Origin of the sequence: Streptomyces sp. CC228A (assembly GCF_021390935.1) — a bacterium.
GTDB lineage: Bacteria > Actinomycetota > Actinomycetes > Streptomycetales > Streptomycetaceae > Streptomyces.
On sequence record NZ_JAJPUI010000004.1, the window covers coordinates 12,203 to 26,385 of the forward strand.

Below are 14,183 nucleotides of genomic sequence, written 5' to 3' on the forward strand. Positions count from 1 at the left end.
CCCCACCCGTCCTACCCGCCCCGCCCGCCCCGCGTGCCGCCGGCCCGCGCACGCCCGTCAACCGCGGAGCACCAGCGCCTGCCCCGACACCACCAGCAGCACCTGCTCGCACTCGTCGGCGAACGCCGCGTTCAGCCGCCCCAGCTCGTCCCGGAAGCGCCGCCCCGCCGCCGTCGCGGGAACCACCCCCGCGCCGACCTCGTTGGTGACCGCCACGACGGTCCTGGAGGTGGTGCGCACCGCCGCCACCAGCTCCGCGACCCGCTCGCGCAGCGCCTTCCGGCCTTCCCGCGCCCATGTGTCGTCGTCCCAGGCCCCCACCCGGTCCATGGCGTCCGTCAGCCACAGCGACAGGCAGTCGACCAGCAGCGGCGGCCCGTCCTCCCGCAGCAGCGGCGCCAGTTCGCAGGTCTCCTCGGTACGCCAGGACCCCGGGCGCCGGTCCCGGTGGGTGCTCACGCGGTCCGCCCACTCGGCGTCCCCGTCCCGGGTGCCGCTCGTCGCCACGTACACGACGTCGGGGAAGGACGCGAGGCGCCGCTCGGCCTCCAGCGACTTCCCCGACCTGGCGCCGCCGGTGACCAGGGTGCGCCGCGGCACCCGCGGCAGCTCCCGGGACGCGCCCGCCACCAGCGTCGTCCCGTCCGGCACGGCCCGCGCCCCGGCCGCCGCGAGCCGCCGCGCCAGCTCCGCGCCTGGCGGCACGTCGTGGTCCAGGTGGACGGCCACGACGTCCGTGTCCGGGCCGACCGCCCCCAGGGCCCGCAGCCGCGCGAGTCCGTCGGGCCGCCCGCCACGTCGGCGACGACCGTGTCGTACGGGCGCGGCGGCGGCGCCATCCCCGCCGGGGCGCCCCCGCGCGGCAGGTACAGCAGCCGGCCGCCCTCCAGCGACACGATCTCGTACCCCGTGCCCGGCGCGTCCATGGGCACGGCACGCACCTTGTGCCCGCTGATGAGGGTCAGCTCGCGCCCGTCCGGCACGCGCCCGGCGTCGGGCAGCCCGGCGGGGACCTCCACCGGCGGCCCGTCGGACGGATGCGTCAGCAGCACCTGCCGGACCCCGGACAGGCTGCGGTCGGCGCGGGCGGCGGCCAGGGCCGCGCCCGGGGTGAGGTCGAGGAGCAGCGCGCCGTCCACGAGCAGCGAGGTCGCGGCCCGCGCGTCCGCGTCCCGCGCGGCGGCGCAGGCGGCGCAGGAGCAGCCGGGGCGGGGCAGCCCCAGGGGGGCGCCGGTGCCGAGCAGAGTCAGTTCCACCCCCCGATCTTCCCGCGAGCCCTCCCGTGCTGCTCGCCCGGCTAGGCTGCGGGCAGGAATGGGCAGGAAGGCCCTGTAGGCACGGCAGCTCGGGAGGCGCACCATGGCATGGACGTGGCGGTTCGAGAAGTCCGACGGCGCGGAGGTGGAACCGGCGGTCGCACCCGAGGAGTTCACCACCCAGGGCGACGCGGAGTCCTGGATCGGGGAGAACTGGCGCGACCTCCTGGACGGCGGCGCCGACCAGGTCACCCTGTTCGAGGACGGCGCGAAGATCTACGGCCCGATGCCGCTGAACGCGGAGGCGTGACGGGGCCGCGGCGGCGTCACATCTCGCCCAGCGTCACCGTCGCCGACCGCGCTTTGCCCTCCCGCAGGTACCGGACCGTCACCTCGTCGCCGGGCTTGCGGGAGGCGAGCGCTTCCAGCAGCGAGGTGATCGTGGTGATGTCGTCGTCGCCGAGGCGCGTGACGATGTCCCCGGCCCTGAGGCCCGCCGCCGCGGCGGCCCCGTCCTCCAGGACCCGTTCCACCGCCACCCCGGCGGGCTGGTAGGCGTCGTCGAGGACCGTGCGGCCCGAGATGCCGAGCGCGGCCCGCCCGGACTCGCGGACCTCGCCGTACTTCACGATCTGGCCGGCCACCGTCTGCACCATCGACACGGGGATGGCGAAGCCGATCCCGGACGCCATGCCGGCGCCCAGCTCGGGGTCGGCCGCCGCCAGGGTGGGGATGCCGATGACCTCGCTGTCCAGGTTGACCAGCGCGCCCCCGCTGTTGCCCGGGTTGATGGGCGCGGACGTCTGCACCATGTTGCCGATCGTGGCGCCCGTGCCGCCGTCGGAGCCGTCCGCGCTGACGGTGCGTCCGATGGCGGACACGATGCCCTGCGTGACGCTGCCGGACAGGCCGAGGGGCGAGCCCATGGCCAGGACGATCTGGCCGACCTCCACCTCCGAGGAGTTCCCGAAGCGGGCCGGCCGCACGCCCTCCGGCAGGGCGCGCTCCAGCTTGATGACGGCCAGGTCCTGCTCGGGGTAGCTGGACACCAGCTTCGCCGTCAGCGGCTGCTCCCGGGTGGCGACGGTGACCCGGAACGTCTCCGCGTCCCCGACGACGTGGGCGTTCGTCACGATGTGGCCCTCACCGTCGTAGACGATGCCGGAGCCGAGGCTCTGCCCCGCCTCGATGGTCACCACCGACGGCAGGACGTTCTCGATCACGGTCTGGTAGTCGTTCTGCAGGTCGTCCGCCTGCCGCCGCGGCGCCGCGGCCTGCGTGCTGGTGGCCCGCGCCTGTGCGCCCGGCCCGGCGGGCACGGGGGCCGGCACGGCCGAGCAGCCGGCCAGCAGAGCGGCCACGACCGCGGCACACGGACCTGACCACCACGGCGTCGGCGGGCGGTGGGGGAGGGCGTCCATGACGGGAGTATCCCCACGGAGGCCGCGCCCCGGCCTCCGGAACGCACCCGTTCAGGGGCGCGCACCCGGTGCCCGGCCGCTGCCGCACCGCGGCGGCGCCCGCGCCGGGGTCGGTCCCCGGCGCGGGCGGAAGCGGTCAGCCGCGCACGCCGCACAGGTGCAGCAGCGACGCCAACCGGCGGTACGGCTCCGTACGCCCCGCCCGGTCCTCGGCCGCCAGCAGCCGCTCCAGTTCCTCCGCGGGGGGCAGACCCTGCTCCGGGGGAACGTTGTCAGTGAAGAGCCGCACCCCGTACCACGCCTGGAGCGGCGCGGCGATGCCCGCGAGCGTGGCCGTCAGCGTGGCCAGCCGGTCCGCCCGCACGGGCTTCCCCAGCCGGCCCGTGTACTGCTCCGACTCGAACGCGGAGAGGGCACCCGACCAGTCCCCGGCCAGCCCCGGCCGCATCGCCAGGGCGTCCGCGTTCCGTACGACCAGGGACAGCAGGCCCCCAGGGGCCAGCATGCGGGCGAGACCGGCCAGCATCGCGTCCGGTTCGTCCACGTACATGAGCACGCCGTGGCACAGCACGACGTCGAAGCTGCCGGGCAGGAAGTGCACGCCCGTGTCCCGGCCGTCGCCCTCGATGAAGCGCACCCGCTCCCGGATCCCGGCGGGCTCCGAGACCAGCGACTCCCGGGCCGCCTTCAGCATCTCCGGGTCGGACTCCATGCCGGTCACGGTGTGCCCGGCGCGCGCCAGCCGCAGGGCCTGCGTGCCCTGCCCCATGCCGACGTCGAGTATCCGCAGCCGCTGCCCCACGGGGTAGCGGGCCGCTATCTGCTCGTCGAGCTGGCGGGCCACCAGCTCCTGACGGACCGTGTTGCGCAGTCCTCCGAGTCCGTCCATCCAGTCGGCCGGCGCCCCCAGAAACCCGGCGGACTCGGTGCTCAGGGTCGCTCTCCCCGTTTGACCTGCGGCTTCGGCAGCCGCAGGCGGCGGAGCTGGAGCGTGCGCATCAGTCCGTACGCCACCGCGCCGCGCTTCGGCTCGTTCGGGAAGCGCTCGTTCAGCTGCTTCTTCAGGCGGACCACCAAGCCGATGGAGTCCACGACGATCATCACGATGACACCCAGCCACAGCAGGGTGGCGATGGTCTGCATCTGCCCGACGCGGATCACCGACAGGACGAGGATCACCACGGCGAGCGGCAGGAACAGCTCGGCGATGAAGAACCGGGAGTCGACGAAGTCCCGTACGAACCGGCGGACCGGCCCCTTGTCCCGGGGCGGCAGGTAGCGCTCGTCGCCGCCGGCCAGCGCCTCGCGCTGGCGGGTCATGTCGGCGCGGCGCGCCTCCCGCTGGCGGCGCATGGCCTCCTTGCGGTCGAGGGGCGGGCTGACCGCGCGGCGGCGCTGGGACTGGGCCTCACTCCGCTTGGGAGTGGGCCGGCCCTTGGGGGCCTGCGGGTCACGGGGCTGCTTGGAGAGGTCCATGCCCGCCTGGTCGGCGGCGGCCTTCTCATCCTTCGAACGGCTACGGAACACAAAGCCCAAGGGTACGGGGTGCCGGGTGTGGACCCCACTCCGGTGGGGAACGATCCGGCAACGGCCCGCGTCCCCGGTGGGGAAGGCCCCCTGAGCTCCCCTCTACTCCCTGAGCCGGAGGCGGGCCGCCCGCAGTCGTCCTTGGGGAGGAGCACATCGGGGCTCGAACAGTGCGGTAATGGAAGCAGGGCCCGTACTGTGGGTTCTGTCGGAGAGCTGCAGCAGACTCGGTCAGAAGGGGGCGCGCGAAGCCCATGAGCGGTGTGATGAAGCGTATGGGGATGATCTTCCGCGCGAAGGCGAACAAGGCCCTGGACCGGGCCGAGGACCCGCGCGAGACCCTCGACTACTCGTACCAGAAGCAGCTGGAGCTGCTCCAGAAGGTGCGGCGCGGCGTCGCCGACGTGGCGACCTCCCGCAAGCGCCTGGAGCTCCAGCTGAACCAGCTGCAGAGCCAGTCCGCCAAGCTGGAGGACCAGGGCCGCAAGGCGCTGGCGCTCGGCCGGGAGGACCTGGCCCGGGAGGCGCTGACCCGGCGGTCGGCGCTGCAGCAGCAGGTCACCGACCTGGAGACACAGCACCAGACGCTCCAGGGCGAGGAGGAGAAGCTGACGCTGGCGGCGCAGCGGCTCCAGGCGAAGGTGGACGCCTTCCGCACGAAGAAGGAGACGATCAAGGCCACGTACACGGCGGCGCAGGCGCAGACCCGCATCGCCGAGTCCTTCTCCGGGATCTCGGAGGAGATGAGCGACGTCGGCGTCGCCATCCAGCGCGCCGAGGACCGCACCGCTCAGCTCCAGGCCCGCGCGGGGGCGATCGACGAGCTGCTGGCGTCCGGCGCCCTGGACGACCAGTCCGGCCTCGCCCGCGACGACATCCAGGCCGAGCTGGACCGGCTGTCCGGCGGCTCCGACGTGGAGCTGGAGATCCAGCGTATGAAGGCCGAGCTGGCGGGAGGCACGAGCCCGCAGCAGGCCATCGAGGGCGGCAACGGCACCCAGCAGGGGCAGCAGCAGTCCCCGCAGGAGTCCCGCCCGAGGTTCGACAAGAGCTGACCGCGAGCTGACCGAAGGGCGGCGCGTCATGATCGTACGGATCATGGGGGAGGGCCAGGTGAAGCTGGCGGACAGCCACTTCGCCGAACTGAACACGCTCGACGACGAGCTGCTCGCCGAACTGGAGAACGGCGACGGCCCCGGCTTCCGGCACACGCTGCACGCGCTGCTCGACCGGATCCGCGAGCTGGGCGAACCGCTGCCCGACGACTCCCTGGAGCCGTCGGAGCTGATCCTCCCCTCCCCGGACGCCACGCTGGACGAGGTCAAGTCCCTCCTCTCCGACACCGGCCTCATCCCCCCGGCCTGACCCGGCCCCGCCCCGGACCGCCGCGACGCGGTGCCGGGGCGGTCGCCCGGCGGGGCCCGGCGGGCCCCGTCAGGCGCCACCCCGCCGACGGCGCCACGGCCACCAGCGGCCGCGCGCCGTGCCGGCGGCGCACGGCCTGACGAGTACGGTCGGCCGCAGAGCGCCGTGCCGGCGGCACACGGCCTGACACGTACGGTCGGCCGCACCCGCGCCGTACGGAGGCTGCGGCTCCACCGCCCGGCCGCCGTACCGCCCGGCCGCCGCGCCACCTGGCCGCCGCGCCACCCGGAGGCCGCGGCGCCCCGCCTGCTCCCGCGCCCATGGCGGCGCCCGCCTGCTCCCGCGCCCATGGCGGCGGCGCCCACCTGCTCCCGCGCGGTACAGGGGCGGCGCCTGCGTCACGGTCCGGTGCGCACCCGGCACCCCTCCCGACGAAGGCCCGTCCGCGGCCGTGCGCAGGGGCGGCTGCCGGGCGGCCCCGCACACACGCACCCGCCCGCCCGACACGGGCGCCTCGCGGCCGCGGCCTCCCGCGCATCCGCCGCGCGCCTTCCTCACGCGGTCGGCGGGTGCCCGGTGCCGCTCCTCCCGCCGTGTGCGGCGCGCCACCACCGGGGAGGCCGGGGCCGCGGGCGCTTACGCTCGCGGGTGTGAGGTTTCCCGTCCGTGCCCGCGCCTGGCTGCGCGCCCACCCCCTGGCCGCCGACGCCGCCCTCGCCGTCGCCGTGCTCCTCGCGATGGTCCTCGGCTCCTTCGCGGACCCGCACGGCAGCCGCACCGGTCCCACCTTCGGCACCCGCGCCCCCGGACCCGGAAGCGTCCTCCTCATGGTGCTGGGCGCCGCCGCGCTCGTCCCGCGGCGCCGCGCGCCCCTCGCCGTCCTCGCCGTCACCAGCGCCGTCACCGTCGCCGAGTTCGCGTCGGGCGACCCCGCCGCGCCCGTCGCGATGAGCGCCGTCGTCGCCCTCTACACCGTCGCCTCCCGCACCGACCGCCCCACCACCTGGCGGGTCGGCCTGGCGACGATGACCGTGCTGACCGGTGCCGCCATGTGCTGCGGCTCCGCCCCCTGGTACTCCCAGCAGAACCTGGGCGTCTTCGCCTGGACCGGCATGGCGGCGGCGGCGGGCGACGCCGTCCGCAGCCGCCGCGCCTTCGTCGACGCGATCCGCGAACGGGCCGAGCGCGCCGAACGCACCCGCGAGGAGGAGGCCCGCCGCCGCGTCGCCGAGGAGCGCCTGCGCATCGCCCGCGACCTGCACGACGTCGTCGCCCACCACATCGCCCTCGTCAACGTGCAGGCCGGCGTCGCCGCCCACGTCATGGACAAGCGGCCCGACCAGGCGAAGGAGGCCCTGGCCCACGTCAGGGAGGCAAGCCGCTCCGCGCTGGACGAACTGCGCGCCACCGTCGGACTGCTGCGCCAGTCCGGCGACCCGGAGGCCCCCACGGAGCCCGCCCCCGGCCTGGCCCGGCTCGACGACCTGCTGGACTCCTTCCGCCGGGCCGGGCTCCCCGTGTCCCTCGCCCGCACCGACCAGGGCGTACAGCTGTCCGCGGCCGTCGACCTCGCCGCGTACCGGATCATCCAGGAGTCCCTGACGAACGTCCGGAAGCACGCGGGCCCGGACGCCACCGCCGAGGTCAGCGTGGTGCCGGTGGGCCGCACCATCGAGGTCACCGTGCTCGACAGCGGCAGCTCCGCCGCCGCGGCGCCCGGGCCCGCCGCGTCGGGCGGCCACGGCCTGCTCGGCATGCGGGAGCGCGCCACCGCCCTCGGCGGCGCCCTCACCACCGGACCCCGCTACGGAGGCGGCTTCCGGGTGCGGGCGATACTTCCGCTCAGCGCACGCACAGGGGAGGACGGGCCCGCATGACCATCGACGCCGCCGGGGAGCCGGAGCCCACGGGGCCCATCCGCGTCCTGCTCGCCGACGACCAGGCCCTGCTGCGCAGCGCGTTCCGGGTGCTGGTGGACTCCGAACCGGACATGGAGGTCGTCGGAGAGGCCGCCGACGGCGCCGAGGCCCTCGCCCTGGCCCGGGCCACCGCACCGGACGTGGTGCTGATGGACATCCGCATGCCCGGCACCGACGGACTCGCCGCCACGCGCGCCATCACCGCCGACCCGGCCCTGGACCGGGTGCACGTCGTCATGCTGACCACCTTCGAGGTCGACGACTACGTGGTGCAGTCGCTGCGCGCCGGCGCCTGCGGGTTCCTCGGCAAGGGCGCGGAACCGGACGAGCTGCTGGGCGCCATCCGGGTCGCCGCCGCGGGAGACGCCCTGCTGTCGCCCGCCGCGACCAAGGGGCTCATCACCCGCTTCCTCGCCCAGGGCGGCGGTGGCCCGGGGGACGGCCCCGGCGGCGCCGGGGCCGCGGCGACCCGGGGGACGGAGCGCCTCGCCCCGCTCACCGGCCGCGAACGCGAGGTCCTCGCCCTCGTCGGCGGCGGCCTGTCCAACGACGAGATCGCCGAGCGGCTGACGGTCAGCCCGCTCACCGTGAAGACACACGTCAACCGCACCATGGCCAAGCTCCGCGCCCGGGACCGCGCCCAACTGGTCGTCGCCGCCTACGAGACCGGCCTCGTCACGCCCGGCGCGGACTGACCCACCGGCTGCCCGCCGGGCCGCGGGCGGATTGCCGGCCGGCTGCCTGCCGGGCTGTGGACGGACTCGCCGCCCGCCGGCTGCCCGCAGGGTCATGAGAGGCGCACGATCCGGCGGCGGTCCGCTCGCGTAACTCGACGCGGCGGATCGGACTGCCGCCCGGCTGCCCGCAGGGTCATGGGAGGGCTGCCGCCCGGCTGCCCGCCGGGCCGTGGGCGGACTTGCCGCCCGGTTCCCCACCGGGCCGTGCGTGGAGCGGGGTCGGCTTCCCGCCGGGCCCGGGGACCGCCCCAGGCTCCGGCGGGTCAGGGGCGGACAGCTCCGGCCGCCCGGCCGCCCGGCCGCCCGGCGGGCCGCGGCCCGCCGGGTGACGACGGAGGGCGCCTGGGCGTACACCGACCGGTGTACGCCGAGACGCCCCTCGTAGGCGTACGGCGGCGGCCGCCACCGCGGCGCCGTGGTCCTTACGGCAGCGCCAGCATCCGCTCCAGCGCCAGCTTCGCGTACTCCTCGGTCTCCCGGTCCACCTGGATCCGGTTGACCAGCTTGCCGTCCGCCAGCGACTCCAGCGCCCACACCAGGTGCGGCAGGTCGATGCGGTTCATCGTCGAGCAGAAGCAGACCGTCCGGTCGAGGAACGAGATCTCCTTGCCCTCGTCGGCGAAACGATTCGCCAGGCGCCGGACCAGGTTCAGCTCCGTGCCGATCGCCCACTTGGAGCCCGCCGGGGCGGCCTCCAGCGTCTTGATGATGTACTCGGTCGAGCCCACGTAGTCGGCGGCCGCGACGACCTCGTGCCGGCACTCGGGGTGGACCAGCACGTTCACGCCGGGGATGCGTTCGCGGACCTCGTTGACCGAGTCCAGCGAGAAGCGGCCGTGCACCGAGCAGTGGCCGCGCCACAGGATCATCTTCGCGGCGCGCAGCTGCTCCGGCGTGAGGCCGCCGTTCGGCTTGTGCGGGTTGTAGACGACGCAGTCGTCCAGGGACATGCCCATGTCGCGGACCGCGGTGTTCCGGCCGAGGTGCTGGTCCGGCAGGAAGAGGACCTTCTCGCCCTGCTCGAAGGCCCAGTCCAGGGCGCGCTCGGCGTTCGAGGAGGTGCAGATCGTGCCGCCGTGCCTACCGGTGAAGGCCTTGATGTCGGCGGAGGAGTTCATGTACGAGACGGGCACGGTCACGTCCGCGACGCCCGCCTCGGTCAGCACGTCCCAGCACTCCGCGACCTGCTCGGCCGTGGCCATGTCGGCCATCGAGCAGCCCGCGGCCAGGTCGGGCAGCACGACCTTCTGGTCGTCGCCGGTCAGGATGTCCGCGGACTCGGCCATGAAGTGCACGCCGCAGAAGACGATGTACTCGGCCTCCGGCCGCGCCGCCGCGTCGCGGGCGAGCTTGAACGAGTCACCCGTGACGTCCGCGAACTGGATGACCTCGTCGCGCTGGTAGTGGTGGCCGAGCACGAAGACCTTGTCTCCGAGCCGCTCCTTGGCCGCGCGGGCGCGCTCCACCAGGTCCGGGTCGGACGGCGCGGGCAGGTCGCCCGGGCACTCCACGCCGCGCTCGCTCTTCGGGTCGGCCTCGCGGCCGAGGAGAAGCAGCGCGAGCGGGGTCGGCTGGACGTCCAGGGGCTGGGCGGTGGTCACGTCACGCACCCTTTCTACTGAGCTTCACGTGGCAGGCACTGCGCCTTCTCGTCTAAATGACGCTATCTATCATATCCGGTTCACGTCACTTTGACGATGTCCATAGTGTCGATGTGACACATTCGCCTTCCCCGTGGCGGTGCTTGCCCGACGGCCGGTGTGCGAGCATGAGGAGGGACAAGAGGCAGACGAGAAAGACGAGCGCTCGGCCCGGAATGAATCCGCGGCCCCGCCGGTTGACCTGACCGTCGGCAAGCAGTCTTCGTACAACCCGGGAGAGAAGCAGATGTCCGTATCGGACGAGAAGACCACTGTCAGTGACGGCATCCTCCTGACGGACGCCGCCGCGGCGAAGGTCAAGGCCCTGCTCGACCAGGAAGGCCGCGACGACCTCGCCCTGCGGGTGGCCGTCCAGCCCGGTGGCTGCTCCGGCCTGCGCTACCAGCTCTTCTTCGACGAGCGCTCCCTCGACGGCGACGTGGAGAAGGACTTCGGCGGCGTGAAGGTCGTCACCGACCGCATGAGCGCTCCGTACCTCGGTGGCGCCACCATCGACTTCGTGGACACGATCGAGAAGCAGGGCTTCACCATCGACAACCCGAACGCCACGGGTTCCTGCGCCTGCGGCGACTCCTTCAGCTGACGCCCGCAGGGAGTGACGGCGGCGGCCCCGGACCACCACGGTCCGGGGCCGCCGCCGTTCGCGCCCCGGCGCTGTCGGCCGCGCTGCGGCTGCCGCTGCCGTCTGATGCCCTCCGCGGGCTGCTGCTGCGTCTGATGCCCTCCGCGCCCGCCGCTCGCTGCCCGGCGCCGTCCGCGCCCGAGTCGGCGCACGCCGCTCGCGTTCCGGCGCGGTCCGCGCCTGCGCTGCCGCCCTCTGGCGCCTCCTGCGGACAGACGGCGCACCGCACCACCGGCCCACCGGGGAAACGCCCGAGCGGCCGCCCCGCCGGTCCAGGGCGGAACCGCTGGAGCGCCCCTCCGCCGACTCACCGCGGAAACGCCCGGCCCCTCCCCACCGGCCCACCCGGGCGCTGCCGCCGACGCCCTGCCCGCGGGGCTGCGGTGGTGCCGCCCCGCCGGTCCAGGGCGGAACCGCTGGGGCGCCCTTCCACCGGCCCGACCCGCAGACATCGGGCCCCTCCCGCCAGTCCGCCGCGGAAACAGCCGGTCCCTCCCCGCCGGTCCGCAGTGGGAAGGCCGGACGGCGCCCGCCCGTTCACCGGCGGGAGCGCGGGGCGCCGCCCCCGCCGGCCCGCTGCGAAGAGCCGGTCGCAGGGCCGCACAGGGGCGCCGCCCCGCCGGTCTTCCGCCGAAGCCGCCGGGCTACTTCCGGGGCACCGGCTCGCCGGTCACCGCGTCGACGACCTGGCGGTCGCCCAGCGGGGCCCGCAGCGTCACCGTGTCGCTCAGGTCCACGCCGAGCGCGATGCACGCCCGGTCCAGCTCGACCGGCGTCTCGTACAGCCGCACCTTCACCTGGGTGGCCGTCTCCTCGGCCCGCACCGTGTACCGGCTGCACACCCCGCCGGTGAACCACACCGTCAGCGTGCGGTCCCGCGCTTCGTACCGGTCGACCCGCAGGTGCCCGCCCGCTTCGCCGGGCTCCGGGGCCAGCCGCTCCACCGGCACCGCCGGGTAGGCGAACCGGTAGCGCTCCCCGTTCTCCCGCTCGGCGTCGAACAGCCACGCCGGGACCAGCGCCGGAGCGCCCTTCTCCAGCTGGCCGGCGAGACCGAAGGCCGCACCGCGGATGGTCACCCGCTCCTTCGGCGGCAGCGGTGTGCCGCCCGGCTCGCACGGCGCGGCCGGGTCCGTGCCGCCCGGGTTCGTGGCGCCCGGCTCCGCGCCGGCCGGCTCCGCGGCTCCGCCCATCACGTCCGGGGCCTGCGGCCCGCCGTTCGGCACCGGCGTCGCGCAGCCGCCGATCCGGCCGTCGCGGTGGCCGACGGCCTCGTTCAGCTCCCGCACCGCCTCCTGCGCGGTCATCACCGGGTACTCCGATGCCCGCACCGGCTCCAGCAGCCGCCCGCTGCCGCCGACGACCGCGCCCGCCGCTCCCACCCTGATCCCGGTCGACCAGTCGTACGTGGGCAGCCCGGCCACCACCGGGTCGGCGTTCACCACCCGGACGCCGTCCATGACCTGCGAGGCGTCCAGCCGGGCGTCGTCCAGGCCCAGGCCCTCCAGCACCGGGGCCGCCGCCCGCTTCGCCGCGTCCTCGCCCACCGGCTTCCCGGGCCTGCCCCCGTCCGGCGGGCACGCCTTCTTCCCCTTCGGGCAGTTGTCCGTCACCGGCCCGCCGACGTGGTACGTCCAGGTCGCCGGCGCCTGCGCGTCCACCCGCAGCACCGCGCCCGACCCGTCCTTCTGCGGCCCGACGTGCCAGCCGCCGTGCTCCTCGACCGGAGTGCCCGCGACCCCGAGCAGGTCCGCGAGGCGCGCCACGTCGTCCGCGTCCACCGACCCCTTCGGGCGGTACGTGTACGCCTTGTCGGGGCCGTCCGGCAGCGTGCCCTCCACGCGGTAGGTGGCACCGCCCGGGTCCGGCTCGCCGGGGGCGATCCCCGGGGCCGTGGCGCCGCCGTCACCCGCGGCCGGAGGCGGCGCCCCCGGTTGTCCGCGATGCCCGCCTGCTCGGCCCCTGCCGCGCCGCCCCGCTCGCCGCCCGCCGCGGCCACGGCCAGATACGTGCCCCCGCCCGCGAGCAGCACGGCCGCCGCCACCACGGAGACGGCGAGCGGCGAACGCCGCCGACCGGGGGCGGCGTCGACCTGGCTGACGCCTGTGGGTTCGGTCTCGCTCACCGCAACGCTCCTTCGTCGGTCTCTCCCCTGTCGTATCTCCTTTTGACCGGAGACACCGTTGGGACGGAGCGGACGGGCGAGCGGTTCCGTACATCCGGGGTACGGTCCCGTCCCCGTCCCCCGGGCGGCCCGGGGGACGGGACCGTGCGGCTCAGCCGCCGTACTCCGAAGCGGCGTCCATCATCCGCGCCGACGCCGCGGGCACCACCACGCCGTGGATCGCCGAAGGCGGCACACGGCCGGGCGCGTCCGCCGCGGGGACCACCCAGTGCGGGGCCATCCGTGCCGAGTTCCCGCACAGCTCGGCCAACGTCAACTCGGGCTCACGCCGCTCACGCGGCGCCTTGGTGTTCGACATACGGGCACGGTACGCACGCCCGACCGGACCGACAAAGACCTACTATCGGGTAGTTTCCGCTGTTCTCCGTCACCGGCCGCACCCGGTAGCGTGGACTGCCGCCCGTCGACCACTCGACGATCCCGTACGAGCGCCCTTCGCGCGTCCCGTCCAGCCGCCTCCCCGCAGGAGCATCCCGCCGTGCGTATCGCAGTCACCGGCTCCATCGCCACCGACCACCTCATGACCTTCCCCGGCCGATTCGCCGACCAGCTCGTCGCCGATCAGCTGCACACGGTCTCCCTGTCCTTCCTGGTCGACAACCTCGACGTCCGCAGGGGAGGGGTCGGCGCCAACATCTGCTTCGGCATGGGGCAGCTCGGCGCCCGGCCGGTGCTGGTCGGAGCGGCGGGCTTCGACTTCGGCGAGTACCGCGCCTGGCTCGACCGCCACGGTGTCGACACCGCCTCCGTACGGATCTCCGAGGTGCTGCACACCGCGCGCTTCGTCTGCACCACGGACGCCGACCACAACCAGATCGGCTCCTTCTACACCGGCGCCATGAGCGAGGCCCGGCTCATCGAGCTCAAGGCCGTCGCCGACCGGGTCGGCGGCCTCGACCTCGTCCTGATCGGCGCCGACGACCCCGAGGCGATGCTCCGCCACACCGAGGAGTGCCGGACCCGGGGCATCCCGTTCGCCGCCGACTTCTCCCAGCAGATCGCGCGGATGAACGGCGAGGAGATCCGCACCCTCCTCGACGGCGCCACGTACCTCTTCTCCAACGAGTACGAGAAGGGGCTCATCGAGGCCAAGACCGGCTGGACCGACGAGGAGATCCTCGGCCGTGTCGGCCACCGCGTCACCACCCTCGGCTCGCGCGGTGTCCGCATCGAGCGCGTCGGCGAACCGGCCGTCGAGGTCGGCTGCCCGGAAGAGGACGCCAAGGTCGACCCGACCGGCGTCGGCGACGCCTTCCGGGCCGGATTCCTGTCCGGCCTGTCCTGGGGCGTCGGCCTGGAGCGCGCCGCGCAGGTCGGCTGCATGCTGGCCACGCTGGTCATCGAGACACTCGGCACCCAGGAGTACACGCTGCGCCGCGCCCACTTCATGGAGCGCTTCACGAAGGCGTACGGCGACGAGGCCGCGGCCGAGGTGCAGGCCCACCTCCCCTGACGCCCGCGCCACCCGCCCCGGACCCCACCGCCCTGGC

13 protein-coding genes and 1 pseudogene are annotated in these 14,183 nt (G+C 74.9%); 7 read left to right on the forward strand and 7 right to left on the reverse strand.

The genetic code is table 11. The features are described from left to right. Window positions 1-57: 57 nt before the first annotated feature. Window positions 58-1,256, reverse strand: a pseudogene (locus L6E17_RS12870) (bifunctional adenosylcobinamide kinase/adenosylcobinamide-phosphate guanylyltransferase). Window positions 1,257-1,359: 103 nt separating this feature from the next. On the opposite strand from L6E17_RS12870, the gene L6E17_RS12875 reads away from it, so the two are divergent. Next, window positions 1,360-1,566, forward strand: coding sequence for a hypothetical protein (locus L6E17_RS12875; protein WP_236240922.1), 207 nt, complete (start codon window positions 1,360-1,362; stop codon window positions 1,564-1,566). Window positions 1,567-1,582: 16 nt separating this feature from the next. On the opposite strand, the gene L6E17_RS12880 is transcribed toward L6E17_RS12875, so the two are convergent. From L6E17_RS12880 to L6E17_RS12890, 3 genes are all read right to left on the reverse strand, one after another. Continuing rightward, on the reverse strand, window positions 1,583-2,677 hold the full coding sequence (locus L6E17_RS12880) for a S1C family serine protease (RefSeq protein ID WP_236240923.1): 1,095 nt from the start codon (window positions 2,675-2,677) through the stop codon (window positions 1,583-1,585). Between the two features lie 136 nt (window positions 2,678-2,813). Further along, window positions 2,814-3,566 carry a bifunctional 2-polyprenyl-6-hydroxyphenol methylase/3-demethylubiquinol 3-O-methyltransferase UbiG gene (locus L6E17_RS12885; protein WP_236240924.1) on the reverse strand — a complete coding sequence of 251 codons (753 nt, stop codon included), beginning with the start codon at window positions 3,564-3,566 and terminating at the stop codon, window positions 2,814-2,816. A gap of 41 nt (window positions 3,567-3,607) precedes the next feature. Continuing rightward, a complete protein-coding gene (locus tag L6E17_RS12890; RefSeq protein WP_236240925.1) occupies window positions 3,608-4,204 on the reverse strand; it encodes a DUF3043 domain-containing protein in 597 nt (198 codons plus the stop codon). 254 nt (window positions 4,205-4,458) lie between these two features. Here L6E17_RS12890 and L6E17_RS12895 point away from each other — a divergent pair, with 254 nt between their 5' ends. The 4 genes from L6E17_RS12895 to L6E17_RS12910 all read left to right on the forward strand — a co-directional run bounded on the left by L6E17_RS12895 (window position 4,459) and on the right by L6E17_RS12910 (window position 8,183). Then, complete coding sequence (locus L6E17_RS12895; protein ID WP_236240926.1) at window positions 4,459-5,259, forward strand: PspA/IM30 family protein; 801 nt, start codon at window positions 4,459-4,461, stop codon at window positions 5,257-5,259. 28 nt (window positions 5,260-5,287) lie between these two features. Next, window positions 5,288-5,569, forward strand: coding sequence for a hypothetical protein (locus L6E17_RS12900; RefSeq protein ID WP_236240927.1), 282 nt, complete (start codon window positions 5,288-5,290; stop codon window positions 5,567-5,569). Window positions 5,570-6,219: 650 nt separating this feature from the next. Next, window positions 6,220-7,446 carry a sensor histidine kinase gene (locus tag L6E17_RS12905; protein WP_236240928.1) on the forward strand — a complete coding sequence of 409 codons (1,227 nt, stop codon included), beginning with the start codon at window positions 6,220-6,222 and terminating at the stop codon, window positions 7,444-7,446. Next, complete coding sequence (locus tag L6E17_RS12910) at window positions 7,443-8,183, forward strand: response regulator transcription factor (RefSeq protein ID WP_236240929.1); 741 nt, start codon at window positions 7,443-7,445, stop codon at window positions 8,181-8,183. Before L6E17_RS12905 ends, L6E17_RS12910 begins: the two co-directional genes overlap by 4 nt. A gap of 464 nt (window positions 8,184-8,647) precedes the next feature. Here the strand turns inward: L6E17_RS12910 and nadA are convergent, their stop codons facing one another. Further along, the gene (gene nadA, locus L6E17_RS12915; RefSeq protein ID WP_236240930.1) at window positions 8,648-9,826 is read right to left on the reverse strand and encodes a quinolinate synthase NadA; all 1,179 of its coding nucleotides are present in this window, start codon (window positions 9,824-9,826) and stop codon (window positions 8,648-8,650) included. 286 nt (window positions 9,827-10,112) lie between these two features. On the opposite strand from nadA, the gene L6E17_RS12920 reads away from it, so the two are divergent. After that, window positions 10,113-10,469: an iron-sulfur cluster assembly accessory protein gene (locus tag L6E17_RS12920; protein ID WP_236240931.1), complete on the forward strand. Its 357-nt coding sequence runs from the start codon at window positions 10,113-10,115 to the stop codon at window positions 10,467-10,469. 683 nt (window positions 10,470-11,152) lie between these two features. Here the strand turns inward: L6E17_RS12920 and L6E17_RS12925 are convergent. Together L6E17_RS12925 and L6E17_RS12930 are read right to left on the reverse strand one after the other, a co-directional pair. Continuing rightward, window positions 11,153-12,349, reverse strand: a complete 1,197-nt coding sequence (locus L6E17_RS12925; RefSeq protein WP_236240932.1) for a hypothetical protein — start codon at window positions 12,347-12,349, stop codon at window positions 11,153-11,155. 435 nt (window positions 12,350-12,784) lie between these two features. Next, window positions 12,785-12,991 carry a hypothetical protein gene (locus L6E17_RS12930; RefSeq protein WP_236240933.1) on the reverse strand — a complete coding sequence of 69 codons (207 nt, stop codon included), beginning with the start codon at window positions 12,989-12,991 and terminating at the stop codon, window positions 12,785-12,787. A gap of 180 nt (window positions 12,992-13,171) precedes the next feature. Between L6E17_RS12930 and L6E17_RS12935 the strand changes: the two genes are divergently transcribed. Further along, window positions 13,172-14,146, forward strand: coding sequence for a carbohydrate kinase family protein (locus L6E17_RS12935; RefSeq protein ID WP_236240934.1), 975 nt, complete (start codon window positions 13,172-13,174; stop codon window positions 14,144-14,146). Window positions 14,147-14,183 lie beyond the last annotated feature (37 nt).